12 protein-coding genes are annotated in these 12,789 nt (G+C 67.6%); 2 read left to right on the top strand and 10 right to left on the bottom strand.

What is annotated here, in order from left to right; genetic code table 11:
- Positions 1-28 precede the first annotated feature (28 nt).
- Genes AU194_RS13035 through AU194_RS13060 form a run of 7 tightly spaced genes read right to left on the bottom strand, consistent with a single transcriptional unit; the run spans position 29 to position 6,480 of the window.
- Positions 29-1,405 carry a glutamine synthetase family protein gene (locus AU194_RS13035; RefSeq protein WP_059089669.1) on the bottom strand — a complete coding sequence of 459 codons (1,377 nt, stop codon included), beginning with the start codon at positions 1,403-1,405 and terminating at the stop codon, positions 29-31.
- Positions 1,402-2,427: a glutamine synthetase family protein gene (locus AU194_RS13040; protein ID WP_231743346.1), complete on the bottom strand. Its 1,026-nt coding sequence runs from the start codon at positions 2,425-2,427 to the stop codon at positions 1,402-1,404. The genes AU194_RS13035 and AU194_RS13040 overlap by 4 nt, the downstream gene beginning before the upstream one ends.
- Positions 2,325-2,669, bottom strand: coding sequence for a hypothetical protein (locus AU194_RS32575; RefSeq protein WP_231743348.1), 345 nt, complete (start codon positions 2,667-2,669; stop codon positions 2,325-2,327). The genes AU194_RS13040 and AU194_RS32575 overlap by 103 nt, the downstream gene beginning before the upstream one ends.
- On the bottom strand, positions 2,662-3,705 hold the full coding sequence (locus AU194_RS13045; RefSeq protein ID WP_059089670.1) for a hypothetical protein: 1,044 nt from the start codon (positions 3,703-3,705) through the stop codon (positions 2,662-2,664). The genes AU194_RS32575 and AU194_RS13045 overlap by 8 nt, the downstream gene beginning before the upstream one ends.
- Positions 3,702-4,478 (bottom strand): SDR family NAD(P)-dependent oxidoreductase, encoded by a 777-nt coding sequence (locus AU194_RS13050; RefSeq protein WP_059089671.1) that lies wholly within the window; start codon positions 4,476-4,478, stop codon positions 3,702-3,704. Before AU194_RS13050 ends, AU194_RS13045 begins: the two co-directional genes overlap by 4 nt.
- Complete coding sequence (locus tag AU194_RS13055) at positions 4,475-5,752, bottom strand: DUF1116 domain-containing protein (protein ID WP_231743350.1); 1,278 nt, start codon at positions 5,750-5,752, stop codon at positions 4,475-4,477. Before AU194_RS13055 ends, AU194_RS13050 begins: the two co-directional genes overlap by 4 nt.
- Positions 5,749-6,480, bottom strand: a complete 732-nt coding sequence (locus AU194_RS13060; RefSeq protein WP_059089673.1) for an SDR family NAD(P)-dependent oxidoreductase — start codon at positions 6,478-6,480, stop codon at positions 5,749-5,751. Before AU194_RS13060 ends, AU194_RS13055 begins: the two co-directional genes overlap by 4 nt.
- Positions 6,481-6,678: 198 nt before the next feature.
- On the opposite strand from AU194_RS13060, the gene AU194_RS13065 reads away from it, so the two are divergent.
- Positions 6,679-7,416, top strand: coding sequence for a FadR/GntR family transcriptional regulator (locus AU194_RS13065; protein WP_059089674.1), 738 nt, complete (start codon positions 6,679-6,681; stop codon positions 7,414-7,416).
- A 13-nt stretch (positions 7,417-7,429) separates the two neighbouring features.
- On the opposite strand, the gene AU194_RS13070 is transcribed toward AU194_RS13065, so the two are convergent.
- The 3 genes from AU194_RS13070 to AU194_RS13080 form a co-directional block, all read right to left on the bottom strand.
- The gene (locus tag AU194_RS13070) at positions 7,430-7,786 is read right to left on the bottom strand and encodes an SDR family oxidoreductase (protein WP_059089675.1); all 357 of its coding nucleotides are present in this window, start codon (positions 7,784-7,786) and stop codon (positions 7,430-7,432) included.
- A complete protein-coding gene (locus AU194_RS13075; RefSeq protein WP_059089676.1) occupies positions 7,783-9,321 on the bottom strand; it encodes an APC family permease in 1,539 nt (512 codons plus the stop codon). The genes AU194_RS13070 and AU194_RS13075 overlap by 4 nt, the downstream gene beginning before the upstream one ends.
- Before the next feature lie 242 nt (positions 9,322-9,563).
- Positions 9,564-10,454, bottom strand: a complete 891-nt coding sequence (locus tag AU194_RS13080) for an SPFH domain-containing protein (RefSeq protein WP_059089677.1) — start codon at positions 10,452-10,454, stop codon at positions 9,564-9,566.
- 178 nt (positions 10,455-10,632) lie between these two features.
- On the opposite strand from AU194_RS13080, the gene AU194_RS13085 reads away from it, so the two are divergent.
- Positions 10,633-12,762 (top strand): transglycosylase domain-containing protein, encoded by a 2,130-nt coding sequence (locus tag AU194_RS13085; RefSeq protein WP_304438544.1) that lies wholly within the window; start codon positions 10,633-10,635, stop codon positions 12,760-12,762.
- Positions 12,763-12,789: the final 27 nt, after the last annotated feature.

Consider the following 12,789-nt stretch of genomic DNA (forward strand, 5'->3'; position numbering starts at 1 on the left):
TCGTGATCAGCAGGTGGCGGTATCGGAATCAGACGCGCTCGTAGTAGCGGCGGGTCTCCCAATCGGTGACGGTGTGCGAGTCGTAGGACACGAGTTCGGCCTGGCTGGACGCGAGCAGGTGCTCGAACACCTCGTCGCCGAATGCGGTGCGCACCATCTTGTTCTCGGCGAACAGATCCAGTGCGCGGTGCAGCGAGGTCGGGACGAGCCCCACCCCGTCCTGAGTCCACGCGTTGCCGCCCACGATGTCCGGACGCGGCAGCTGGCGCTCGATTCCGTCCAGCCCGGCCGCGATCGTGGCCGAGTAGGCATAGTACGGGTTGACGTCGGCGCCGGGGATCCGGTTCTCGACCCGGTAGGACGGGCCGTGGCCGACCAGCCGGAAGGCGCACGACCGGTTGTCGTTGCCCAGCGCGATCGCCGTCCCGGCGAACTGGTCCGGTTGGAACCGCTTGTAGGAGTTGATTGTCGGCGCGAACATCAACGTCATGTCGGCGGCGTGATGCAGCTGTCCGGCCACGAACGACCCGAACTGCGCCGACATCGGACCGTCGGGCTCGTCGGACCAGCACAGGCTTCTGTCGTCTGACCACATGCTGACGTGCAGGTGGCAGGACGATCCCACCTCGTCGATCTTGGGTTTGGCCATGAAGGTGACCGTCAGGTCCGCCTGGGTGGCCAGCTGCTTGATGCCGTACTTGAACAGCACGTGCCGGTCGGCCATCTCCATGGTGTCGCAGTAGTCCAGGGTGACCTCCTGCTGGCCGAGGCCCCACTCCGGTTTGGAGGACTCGACGGACACCCCGAATGCGGGCATCTGGTTGCGGATGCGGGAGATGAACCAGTCGTCGCGGCCGGACTGGATCATCTGGTAGTCCGAGCGGTAATCGGACATCATCCTCAGGTCCCGGTATCCGCGCTCCCAGGCCTCCCGCGGCGGGGTGGCGGCCAGGAAGAACTCCAGCTCCGAGGCGAACTGGAAGCGCAGCCCGTGCTGCTGGGCACGTTCGATCTGACGGCGAAGGATGGTGCGTGGCGCGACCGGCAGCAGCTCGTCACGGTCGGCCTGGTAGGCATCGCAGATCACCAGGGCCACATTGGGTTCCCACGGCACCCGGCGCATGGTCGGCAGATCCGGAACCAGCCTGATGTCAGCCCAGCCGTTGGCGGCACTGGACACCGGGAGGTCGAGCGGGTTCATCTCCAGGTCGACGGCGAAAACGAAGCTGCTCGCGTTGATGCCCGCTCCGCGCAGACCCAGCGACCGGAAGGCCGACACGGTGAGCCTCTTGCCGACCAGCCGGCCGTACGGGTCCGGCGCCGCGCAGATGACGGTGTCGATCTCGCCGCGGCGGGCGAGATCGTCGAATTCGCTGAGTTCGAGTCGAGCGCTGTCGTTACTCATTGCTGCTCCAGATGCCGTGCGGTTTCCCACTCCGTGATGGTCGTCTTCAACCAGGTCTCGTAGCGCGCCAGTTCCGCCCGTCGGGTGGCGGCGAAGGAGGCGCAGAAGTTCTTGCCAAGCAGGTCGGTCAGCCATAGCGCACTCTCGAAGTGCGCCAGCGCACCCTTCAGGTCGCCGGGCAGCGCGGCGGGCTCCGTGCCGGCGACGGGCAGCGTGGCGCGCTCCGAAAGCCCGCGCAGCCCTCCGGCCAACAGCGCGGCGGCCACCAGGTAGGGGTTGGCGTCCGCACCCGGCCTGCGGTGCTCCACCCGGGAGGACCGCGGGTCGCCGAGGATCAACCGGCACGCCGTCGAGCGGTCGTCGTCGCCCCAGGTGGCCGCGCAGGGGGTGAACATCTCCGGATCGATGCGCTTGTAGGAGTTGATGTACGGATTGAGCAGCAGCGTGACGTCGGGCATGGTGCTCACCAGGCCGGCCAGGTAGTGCTCACCGGTCTCGCTGAGCTTGCGGCCCGGCTCGGCGAAAATGTTCACTCCGTCGCGGGTGAGGCTGGAGTGCACGTGACCGCCGGCTCCGGACTTGTCGGCGTAGGGCTTGGCCATGAAACTCGCGTGCAGGCCGCGTTCGGCGCACAGGTCGCGCAGGTACTGACGGGCCCGCACTGCGGCGTCGGCGGCCTGCAGCGCAGGTCGGGGCGCCAGGGTGAACTCGAAGAAGCCCGGGCCGAGTTCACCGTGCACCATCTCGACCTCGATGCCGACCTGGTCCATCCTGGACACGAATTCCATTGTCAGGTCATGGATCTCGGCACCGCGGGTGAGGCTGTAGGCGTTCTCGGTGCGCCCCAACGGGATTCGCCCCTGCGGTCCGTTCTGGAACAACCACAGCTCATACTCGAAACCCAGTACCGGCTGAAGGTTCAGCTCGTCGTACTTCGCCGCGAGCGACTGCACAGCAACCCGCGGTGACAGATCCAGCGGGGTGCCGTCGGCGTCGGTGAGCTCGGCGATGACCGCGTCCACCCCCGGCCGCCACGGCAGGCCGATGCGGTGGATTCGTCGACGGCCAGCGCGGCGTCGGGATAGCCGTTGCTGACGTTGCTGAACGGGGTGTCGGTGACTTCGTCGACCAGCGACAGTCCGTAGACGATCGTGCAGAACGCCAGACCGGGTTTGTGTGACTTTCCGGCGCGCATCATCTTGCCCCGCAGACCGAGGTCGTAGTCGGCGACCTCGACCTGGGTCATCGTGACCGGTTCAGCCATGCTGCTCACTCCTGTCCGGATTGCGCCGGCGTCCCACCCTGCGGTACACCTCGTCGGGGACGTCCGCCGGATTGCGATACACCCACCAGGTGCAGGTGCTGACCGGGCGCTCGGGGTTCCAGACCGGGGCGTCGATCACCCGGGTGGGGTAGCCCAGCCGGTCGATCGGCATGACCTCGTTGAGTTGGCAGCAGTGCACGCAGTACGAGCAGATGCCTACGGTGTTCCACGCCCAGTCGTGTGGTTCGGTGGTGACCGCGAAGTTGAACGGCCCGGCCGCCCGCGGCGCACCGTCGGTGATCCGTGCGTCCAGTGATCGTCCGCCGGAACCGCAAGGGGCGAAACGGAAGCCGATCCGGTTCGGCTCCTCGATCAGTTCGATGTCGCCCTGGCGTCCAGTGCCGGTCAGGTGTGCATGGAAGCCGTCGACGATCGCGACCATCAGCTGGTTGGCCGAGGCAGACCACGGCTGGTTGTCCAGCGCGTAACGGCGGGCGTGTATGTCGTACCAGTCACCCATCAGGAAATCCCAGAGTTCGCCGAGTGCATGCTCGCCGACCAGCCGGACCGCTATGTCGACCAGCCCGGACACCCGGTCGACCGCACGGTCGTGGATGCCCTGCCAGATCACCCGCGCCCTCTCGACGGCCGCCGCGGCGTCGTCGGCGCCGGTGCGGCAGGCCTCGGCGGCGACCGCGACAGCGTCGGTGAACTGCGGCCATTCGGCTCCGACGCCGGTCATCGCCCGCTCCCCGATCAGGCCGGTCAACCGGTCGATGGCGCGGTCGAGTTCGTCGGCGTCCACGCCGTGGCCGCGGATCCAGTCCGCCGTGGCCAGCGGCCAGCGGCCGTAGATGTCACGCAGCTCGTCGGCCTCGTCGACGGCGATCTCGACCAGCTGCGCCGCCGCCTCATGTTCGCCGCGGGCCAGGTGCTCTGCGGCGGTGGCGAAGGTGCCCTTCGCCAACTCCTCCCAGGATCCGACGCGGGCCTGCCTGCCCAGCGACGAATCGTGCGCGACGACAACCGGTGTCATGTCAGCTGAAACCCTCCGTCGACGCGCAGGTCGGTCCCGGTGATGTAGGCCGCCTGGTCGCTGAGCAGGAACGCCACCGCGTGCGCGATATCGGTGGGATCGGCGAACCTGCCCGCGGGTACGCGCGGTGCCAGTGCGGGCGGCAGCTGGTCGGTACTGCCGTGCGCGGCGGCCATCGCGGTGGCGGTGAAGCCCGGCGACACGCTGTTGACGCGGATACCGTCGGCGGCCAGGGCGCGGGCCGCACTCTGGGTGAGCATGTGCAGACCGGCTTTGGACGCCGCGTACTGCGGCGTCGGGTCGGGGTCGGACAGCGCGATGACGCGGAACCCCTCGATTGAGCTGATGTTCACCACGGCGGCGCTGGGCGAGCGGCGCAGCGCCGGGGTGAGCGCGTCGAGCACGTTGTAGGCGCCCACCAGGTTGACCTGCAGGCAGCGCAGCCACGCCTGCTGGGTGACGTTGCCGAAGCCGGTGTTCTCGATGATGCCGGCGCAGTTGACCAGGTAGCCGACCGTGTTCAGCTCGATCCCGCTGCCGGCCAGCGTGCCGGCCAGGTCGGGGTCGCCCACATCGGCGGCCACGCAGCGCTGGACGTCGGCGCTGTAGCGGGGGTCGGGCTCCGGAAGCCGGATGTCCAGCCGGACCGTCGGCACACCCGCCGCCATCAGGACGCCGGCGATGGCGGCGCCGATGCCCGCGGCGGCTCCGGTCACGACGGCCTGCCCGCCGCTGAAGGTCAGCGGCAGCGACGGCGGGTGGGCAGCGGTCATCGGCGCGGGTACCTCCGGTCGAACTCGGCGAGCGCGTCGGCGAAGCACTCCCGTGGCGCGCGGATGACACCGGCGCCGATCTGGCCGCCGTCACGTCCGGCCAGCCCGACGTCCATCACGGGCAGCACCCCGGTCTCGAGCACCTTGCGGGCGTCGATTCCGGTAGGCGTACCGCGGAAGCTGAACTGCGGTATCCGGTAGGTGCTGTTCTCGCCGTAGGTGATCGCATACATCTCGCGGTTGCGCTCGATCATCACCTCGGGCGAGCCGCCCTGATACTCCTGCAGCGACAGCGCGCACGCCTGGGCGAAGCCGCCGAGCCCGATGGTCTCGGTGATCGGCGACTCGCCGCCCATCCAGGTGATCTCGTCCTCGGTGTGCCCGGCGAACAGCTTGCCCTCGTGGATCGGCGGCGGGCCCTCGAACCAGGTGTCGCCGAGTCCGGCCAGTTTGATCGCGAAACCGCGGCAGGAGAACGCCATCGCCGAGACCAGGGTCGAACCGGGCACCACCATGGCGTCAGCCGACGCCTTGGCGGCCGCCATCGAGAGGCGCAGGAAGAAGTAGTCGTTCTCGGCAAGGTGCAACATCGTTTCGCGGACTCCGGGCACCTTATCGTCCACCATGTCGAGCACGGCGGGCAGAATTTCCCGGTTGAACAGGATCGATGCCGCCGCGTTGCGGCTGTGCACCTCGTCGCCCATCCGCAGCGCGCGGGCGATCAGCGGCTTCAGCGCAACGCCGCCGCGGCGCCGCAGCGCCTCCCCGACCACCGGGGCCAGCACCGAGTTCACGTGCAGCAACCGCTCGTGCACGCCTTCGTCGTAGCAGCCGTAGTTGAGCCGGCGGGGCTCCTTGCCCTCGTAGAAGTTGCAGAAGCCCACGTTGCCGTGCGCCCGGTTCTCCACCACGAACACCGGCATCGACGCGGTGTAGATGCCGGCCAGCGAGCCCACGGCGGAGTAGTCGTGGCACGCGCCGATCTCGATGCGACCGGTCGCGAAGCCGTCGATGGCGTCCTCGCGGTCGCGAGCCAGCCCCTCGAACAGGGCTCCGCCGATCAGCGCTTCCCGCTGGCCGCCGGTGTAGTCAGACCAGGCCATCGGAGCGCCGGAGGTCAGCACCAGGTTGTCCCGGTAGCCGGGCAGCACGTCGCGGGCCGGGCGCACGTCGACGACGCACGGATCGGCCCCGTCGAGTCGGGCGAACGCTTCGGCGTTGGCCTCGTCGACGATCAGTTCCTGGCTGTCCGCCAGTTCGACGCCGGCGCTCACCAGGCCACCACGCCGCCGTCGACGAGCAGGGTCTGCGCGGTGATGAACGAGGCGCGAGGGGAGAGCAAGAACTCGACGGCCTCGGCGACCTCTTCGGGTTCACCGATGCGCTTGAGCATCGCATAGCTCGCGCTGATCTCCTCGCCGCCGGATACCCGTGCCATCGACGGGCTCATCGGCGCCCGGATGACACCGGGGGCCACGTTGTTCACCCGGATTCCGCGGGGGGCGAGTTCCTCGGCGACGTAGCGGGTGTAGGCGGCGATGCCGGCCTTGGTGGCGCCGTAGACCGATGCGCCGCGGAACCGGCCGAAATGCCCGGTGAGGCTGCCGACATTGACGATGGCGCTGCCCTCGGCCAGCAACGGTGCGGCCGCGTCGGTGACCCGGGCCATGCCCGCGATGTTGACCTGGAACATCAGCTCCAGCTTCGATTCGTCGAGCTCGCCGAGGAACGAGTCGCGCAGGATGCCCGCACAATTGACCACGCCGAAGAGCGTCTCCCCCTCGTCCACCAGCGACGGCACGACCGAGCGAACGTTCTCCCCGTCGGTGACGTCCAGTTCGACGGCGATCGTGCCCTCGAGCCCGGCCGCAGCGATGTCGAGTGCGTCGATCGCGGACTTGAGGTCCGCTGCGATCGGCACGTAGCCACTTTGCAGCAGCCGACGACAGATCGCCTGACCGATCACGCCGGCCCCTCCAGTGACAATGACCTTGTCTCCCACCGCAATATCCCTTTCGCCGGCACGGTCGCCCTGACTGTGGCTCAAGTCTCTTTCATAAACAACTATTGGTCAAGTCTTTAGGACTTTAGATGTCACTTCGCCTTTGTTCATGTCGAGGCCCATATGGTCCAATGGCCCGGGCATACCGCGGTTCACGATCAGGTGCGCTACCCTTCGAGCCAAGGAAGGGAGGGCGCGATGGCGGCTGCCAATTCCGGTGGACTCAGTCCGGTCCGGCAGATCCCCGCGCACGAGCTGGTGGTCGACCAGATGCGGCGCGCGTTGGAGCTGGGCCAGTTCCGTCCCGGGGACCGACTGCCCACCGAGCGCGAACTCTCCGAGATGCTCGACGTGTCGCGGACCACCGTGCGCACCGCGGTCGCGGTCCTGGAGCGGGAGGGCCTGATCGCGGTCCGGCGCGGCCGCGGTGGCGGATTCACCGTCCAGGCACCGGTTTACGACGCGGCGGCCATGCGCCGTGAGATGCGCCAGAACAAGCGCGCGATCCGCGATGCCTTCGACTACCGCACCATCGTGGAGACCGGCGCGACGCGGCTGGCCGCCGAACGGCGCCGCGCCGTCGACGTCACCGCGCTGCACAAGCTGCTGTCGGGGATGGACGATGCGCTCGAGACCGCCCTCAGAGAGCAGTCGGCCCAACACACCACGGATTTCCAGACCCTGGACACGGCGTTTCACATGGGTATCGCCCAGGCGGCCCAGAACGACCGCCTGCTCGACGCCGTGGCCGATGCCCGCCGCCGGATGTGGCTGCCGGTCGGCGCGATTTTCGGGCGGTTGGAACCCAACGCCAACGACTACCACGAGGCGATCCTCGAGGCGATCGAGAACCGGGAGCCGGAACTGGCCGCCGCGCGGATGGAGGCCCACATCAACGACACCCGGCACACCATCGAGGCGTGGCTGAAGCGCTGAGCGGGCCGTCCCATCACGCCGCGTCAGGACGTTCCGGAAGGGTCTGGCCGCCGACGATCACCAGATGCTGACCGGTGACGAACGCCGCTTTCGCACTGGCGGAGAACTGCGCCGCCGCCGCGACCTCAGCCGGTGATCCCAAGCGGCCTTGCGGAATACAGGCACGCATCTTCGCCACGGCGTCCGCACGGTGACCGTCCAGCCCGTCGGTCAGGATGCTGCCCGGCAGGGTGGCGTTGGCGGCGATGGTGGCGATGGTGGCCACGGCCAATGTCTCGGGGCGGCGGCCGCTGATCGCGACCGCCACACCCGCCGACAGGGATCCTTCCGCGATGCCCGGACCGACCTTGACGGTTGACCAGTCGGTCATACCCGGTCCGCCGGCAGCAGATCTGCGGGCCGGTCGTCGAACACCGTGCTACCGATGCGCGCATAACGCCGGGGGTCCACCTTGCGCAGGACCAGGGCGACGGCCATGGAGCCGAACCAGCACAGGCCGATGATCCACGGGATGAGCTTGAAGAACAGGGTGCCCGATGCGGTACCCGCGGCGGCATCGATATTGGACGCCATCAGGTAGATGACGAGCAGCATGCCCAGACCGCCGATGACCGGAGCCAACAGGGTGTTCCACCAGTGCGCCGTCTCGGGATGCTGCTTCTTGACGTGGAAGTACACGATGGTGGAGACCGAGGACATGATCTGCACGATCAGCAGCAGCAGTGTCGCCAGGATCGCCACCACCACGAAAAGATCTGCATATGGATCGCTGCCGGTCAGCGAACAGACCGCCAGAAGCGCTGCAGCAACACCACTCTGGGTCAGCGACGCGACCCACGGGGACGCGTGCCGGTGGTGCGCTCCACCGAGGCGGTGCCAGAGCAGCCGGTCGCGGCCGAAGGCGAACAGGTAGCGCGCGGCCGAGTTGTGAATGGCCAGCGCGCAGGCGAAGGATCCGCCGAGAACCAGCCATTCGAAGATAGTGACCGCCCAGGGGCCGAGGTATTCGCGGGCCGGGGTGTAGATCAGCTGGAACGGATCGTCGCTGGACGCCAGTGCGACCGCGGCGTCGGGGCCGTTACCGGCGATGACGCCCCAGGACACGAACGTGTAGAAGACTCCGATGCCGATCACGGCGATGAGGGTGGCCTTGGGCACGATGCGCTTGGGGTCCTTGGACTCCTCGCCGTAGATCGCGGTCGACTCGAATCCGACCCAGGACCAGAACGCCATCAGCAGACCGAGACCGACCACCCCGCCGGCCACGCCGTTGGTGGATAGCGCCGACACCGGGCTTAGTGCGTCGAAGTGCAGACCGTCCGGCGCCTTGATGAGCGAGGCAACCGCGCTGAGGCCCAGCATGACGACCTCGGCGACCAGCACGACACCGAGCACCTTGGCGGCCACCGAGATGTCGAAGTGCGACAGCACCGCGATGACCACCAGGCAGATCACCGCGTAGACCTCCCAGGGCAGGTCGATGCCGAACTGGGAGTTCAGCGCCTGGTCGGTGAACGCCGAGAAGATGCCGATCAGGCCGGCCTCCATCGTCATGTAGGTGACCATGGACATCACGCCGGCCGCCAGCCCCGGGATCTTGGACCAACCCCGGGAGACGAACGTGTAGAAGGCGCCCGCCGCGGTGATGTGCTTGGCCAGCGCGATGAACCCGACGCTGAAGATGGTGAGCACGACCGTGGCGATCAGGAATCCGCCCGGAGCGCCGAGCCCGTTGCCATAACCCACGGCGACCGGCAGGTTGCCCGTCATCGCGGTGATCGGCGCGGAGAACGCGACGACCATGAATACGACGCCGGCAAGCCCGATGGCTCCGCGCTTCAGCGTCGAATGGCCCTGGCCCGAACCGCTCTCGGCTCCGGTCACGGCACCTGTGTCAACCGCCATGGATGTTCCACCTTTCCTACGGATGGACGGAGCGTATGGCAGTAGAAGGACTAAAAACAAGACCTATAGACCAAAAATTGTGATCTGTGACATGCTGTTAACAGCTTAGGTTTAATGGTTCAGTCATCAGTCATTTATGCCGGTTACACCCGGAACGAAGAAGGCCTTCAGCGCCGCATCAGCCGTGCCGGGCCGCCGAGTGGGGTCGCTGGAGTACGCGCAGCCTTGCGGTCTTCCGCGCGTCAGGTCGCCAGTTTGGCCGCACGTTGAGACTGCGTCAGAGCAGACGACATGCCCGAAAGCGACGCCGTCAGCGCAGCCTGAATGTCTGTGTCCGGGCGCGACGCGTCATCGTCGGCGGCGCCCTCGCCCTGCGCTTGCGGTGTCGACCGTTCCAGGAAGCGAAGCAGTTCGACGGGGAAGGGCAGTACCAGGGTCGAGTTCTTCTCCGCCGCCACCTCCACGACGGTCTGCAGAAGCCGCAGTTGCAGTGCCGCGGGCTGCTCGGACATCACACCCGCCGCGGCGGCCAGCTTGCGGGAGGCCTGCAGTTCGCCGTCGGCGGTGATGACCCTGGCTCGTCGCTCCCGCTCGGCTTCGGCCTGGCGGGCGATCGACCGCTTCATGGAGTCGGGCAGCACCACGTCCTTGATCTCGACGCGGTCGATGTGAATTCCCCAGCCCAGTGCCGGACTGTCGATCATCAGCTCCAGGCCCTGGTTGAGGTGCTCCCGGTTGGACAGCAGGTCGTCGAGGTTGCTCTTGCCGATGATCGACCGCAGCGACGTCTGCGCGACCTGCCCGATGGCCGATTTGTAGTCCTGGACGTCGACGGCCGCCCGCACCGGATCGGCCACCTTGAAATAGATGACCGCATCCACCCGCACGGTCACGTTGTCGCGCGTGATGCCATCCTGCGCGGGCACCGGCATCGTGATGATCTGCATGTTCACCTTCTGCAGACGATCGGCGACCGGGACCAGGAGAGTGAGCCCGGGCTCGCGCACCCGCGACTGCACCTGCCCGAACCGGTACACCACGCCGCGTTCGAACTGTCGGATCACGCGCATGTTCGACATGAGGCAGAGCAGTGTCAGCGCGACAGCGCCGGCCACCACGTAGAGGGTGATCATGATGACTCCCTTCGCCCGACGCCGCCTCGGCGCCATGGCATCGGAGTCCCGCCGGTCCCCGGCCCAGCGGGCCCGAGTCCATACGTCGATTGTGGCACCGACGGGCGCCGGTCTCAACGACACCGATCAACCGCTGCAATCCGCTGTCAGGTCCGGTGAACCGTCCTAAGCTGACGCTATGCGCGCCCAGCGCCGGGCAAAGCGGGCAGCGCTCGCCAGACTGGCGGGCTGCTGCCTCGCCGCCGGGCTGCTCGCGGCGGCGTTGATGTTCCCGCTCGTCGGTGGCGCCGGGACGGCGATCACGCGCGTATCCGACTCGACCACAGAGGAATTCACAGAACTACTCGAGGGCGCGGCGCCGATCGTCTCCACCATGGTGGATCAGGCAGGGAACCCCATCGCCTGGCTGTACGAGCAGCGCCGCTGGGCGGTTCCCAGCAATCGGATTGCCGACACGATGAAATTGGCGATCATCTCGATCGAGGACAAGCGCTTCAGCGAGCACAACGGCGTCGACTGGCAGGGCACCCTGACGGGGCTGGCGGGTTATCTGCGGGGCGATGAGACCACCCGGGGCGGGTCGACACTCGAGCAGCAGTACGTCAAGAACTTCAACCTCCTGGTAAAGGCGCAGACCAATGCGGACCGGCGTGCCGCGGTGGAGATCAGCCCGGCGCGCAAGCTCCGGGAGATCCGGGCGGCCGTAGCCATGGACGCCGCACTCCCCAAGGCGGAGATCCTGGCCCGTTACTTGAATCTGGTGTCTTTCGGCAACGGCGCGTTCGGTGTTCAGGACGCCGCGAAGACCTACTTCGGCATCGATGCCAGCGACCTCAACTGGCAGCAGGCCGCGCTGCTGGCCGGGATGGTCCGCTCCCCCAGCTCTCTGGACCCGTACACCCACCCCGATGCCGCGTTGGAACGCCGCAACGTGGTGCTCAACACGATCATCGAGAACCTACCCGCGAAAGCCGACGAACTGCGCGCCGCCAAGTCCGCGCCGCTGGGCATCCTGCCGCAACCCGCGGCGCTACCGCAGGGGTGCATCGCCGCCGGTGATCGCGCGTTCTTCTGCGAATACGCGCTGCAGTATTTGGGCGGGGCGGGTTTGAGCCCGAGGGACGTCGCCCGCAACGGCTACCTGATTCGCACCACCCTCGACCCGAGAGTCCAGGACAGCGTCAAGAATGCCGTCGACCGATTCGCCGACCCCACCACCGACGGCGTCGCCAGCGTGATGAGCGTGATCAGGCCCGGCAAGGACGCGCACCGCCTCATCGCGATGGCCGACAGCCGCACCTACGGGCTGGACGCGAACTCCGCCCAGACGGTGCAGCCGCAGCCGTTCTCCCTCGTCGGCGACGGCGCCGGCTCGATTTTCAAGATCTTCACCACGGCCGCGGCGCTCGACATGGGGATGGGCGTCAACGCCACCCTCGATGTGCCCCAGACGTTCCGGGCCACCGGACTGGGCGACAGCACCGAACCCGGATGCCCGTCGAAAACCTGGTGTGTGAAGAACGCGTCCCAGTACGCCGGCCAGATGAACGTGACTGACGCGCTTGCGAAATCACCCAACACCGCGTTCGCCAAACTGATTTCCCAGATCGGCGTGCCCCGCGCGATCGACATGGCGGTCCGGCTCGGGCTGCGGTCCTACGCCGAGCCGGGAACCGCTCGCGTGTACGACCCCGAGACCAACGAGAGCATCGCCGACTGGGTCAAGCGGCAGAACCTCGGATCGTTCACGCTCGGCCCGCTGGAACTCAACGCGCTCGAATTGTCCAACGTGGCCGCGACCTTGGCCTCGGGAGGAGTGTGGTGCCCGCCCAGCCCGATCGACAAGATCTTCGACCGCCACGGAAACGAGGTGGCCCTCGCGGCGGCGCCCTGCGAGCAGGCCGTCCCCGAGGGGCTCGCCAACACGATGGCCAATGCGTTGGGCAAGGACCACACCGGCGGAACCGCCACGGCTGCGGCGGGTTCGGCCGGATGGGATCTGCCGATGTCGGGCAAGACAGGCACCACCGAGTCGCACCGGTCGTCGGCATTCCTCGGCTTCACCAATCAGTACGCCGCCGCGAACTACATCTTCGACGATTCCCCGACCCCGTCGGGTCTGTGCTCGAGCCCGCTACGGGAGTGCAGTGACGGAAACCTCTACGGCGGAACCGAACCGGCCCGCACCTGGTTCGCGGCGATGAAGCCGATCGCCACCGACTTCGGCCCTATCTCCATGCCGCCCGCTGATCCGCGCTACGTCGACGGCGGCCCGCGCGGGTCGACCACCTCGAACACCCGGACGTGACCGTGACGACGGATTCCACGACATTCA

This window comes from Mycobacterium sp. GA-2829, assembly GCF_001499965.1.
Lineage (GTDB): Bacteria > Actinomycetota > Actinomycetes > Mycobacteriales > Mycobacteriaceae > Mycobacterium.

Excerpts from the sequence above, each read along its gene's own strand:
- AU194_RS13080 (WP_059089677.1), bottom strand. The coding sequence starts at position 10,454 with ATGATCACCCTCTACGTGGTGGCCGGCGCTGTCGCGCTGACACTGCTC.
- AU194_RS13065 (WP_059089674.1), top strand. The coding sequence starts at position 6,679 with ATGGCGGCTGCCAATTCCGGTGGACTCAGTCCGGTCCGGCAGATCCCC.
- AU194_RS13035 (WP_059089669.1), bottom strand. The coding sequence starts at position 1,405 with ATGAGTAACGACAGCGCTCGACTCGAACTCAGCGAATTCGACGATCTC.
- AU194_RS32575 (WP_231743348.1), bottom strand. The coding sequence starts at position 2,669 with ATGGCTGAACCGGTCACGATGACCCAGGTCGAGGTCGCCGACTACGAC.
- AU194_RS13075 (WP_059089676.1), bottom strand. The coding sequence starts at position 9,321 with ATGGCGGTTGACACAGGTGCCGTGACCGGAGCCGAGAGCGGTTCGGGC.
- AU194_RS13050 (WP_059089671.1), bottom strand. The coding sequence starts at position 4,478 with ATGACCGCTGCCCACCCGCCGTCGCTGCCGCTGACCTTCAGCGGCGGG.
- AU194_RS13085 (WP_304438544.1), top strand. The coding sequence starts at position 10,633 with ATGCGCGCCCAGCGCCGGGCAAAGCGGGCAGCGCTCGCCAGACTGGCG.
- AU194_RS13045 (WP_059089670.1), bottom strand. The coding sequence starts at position 3,705 with ATGACACCGGTTGTCGTCGCGCACGATTCGTCGCTGGGCAGGCAGGCC.
- AU194_RS13070 (WP_059089675.1), bottom strand. The coding sequence starts at position 7,786 with ATGACCGACTGGTCAACCGTCAAGGTCGGTCCGGGCATCGCGGAAGGA.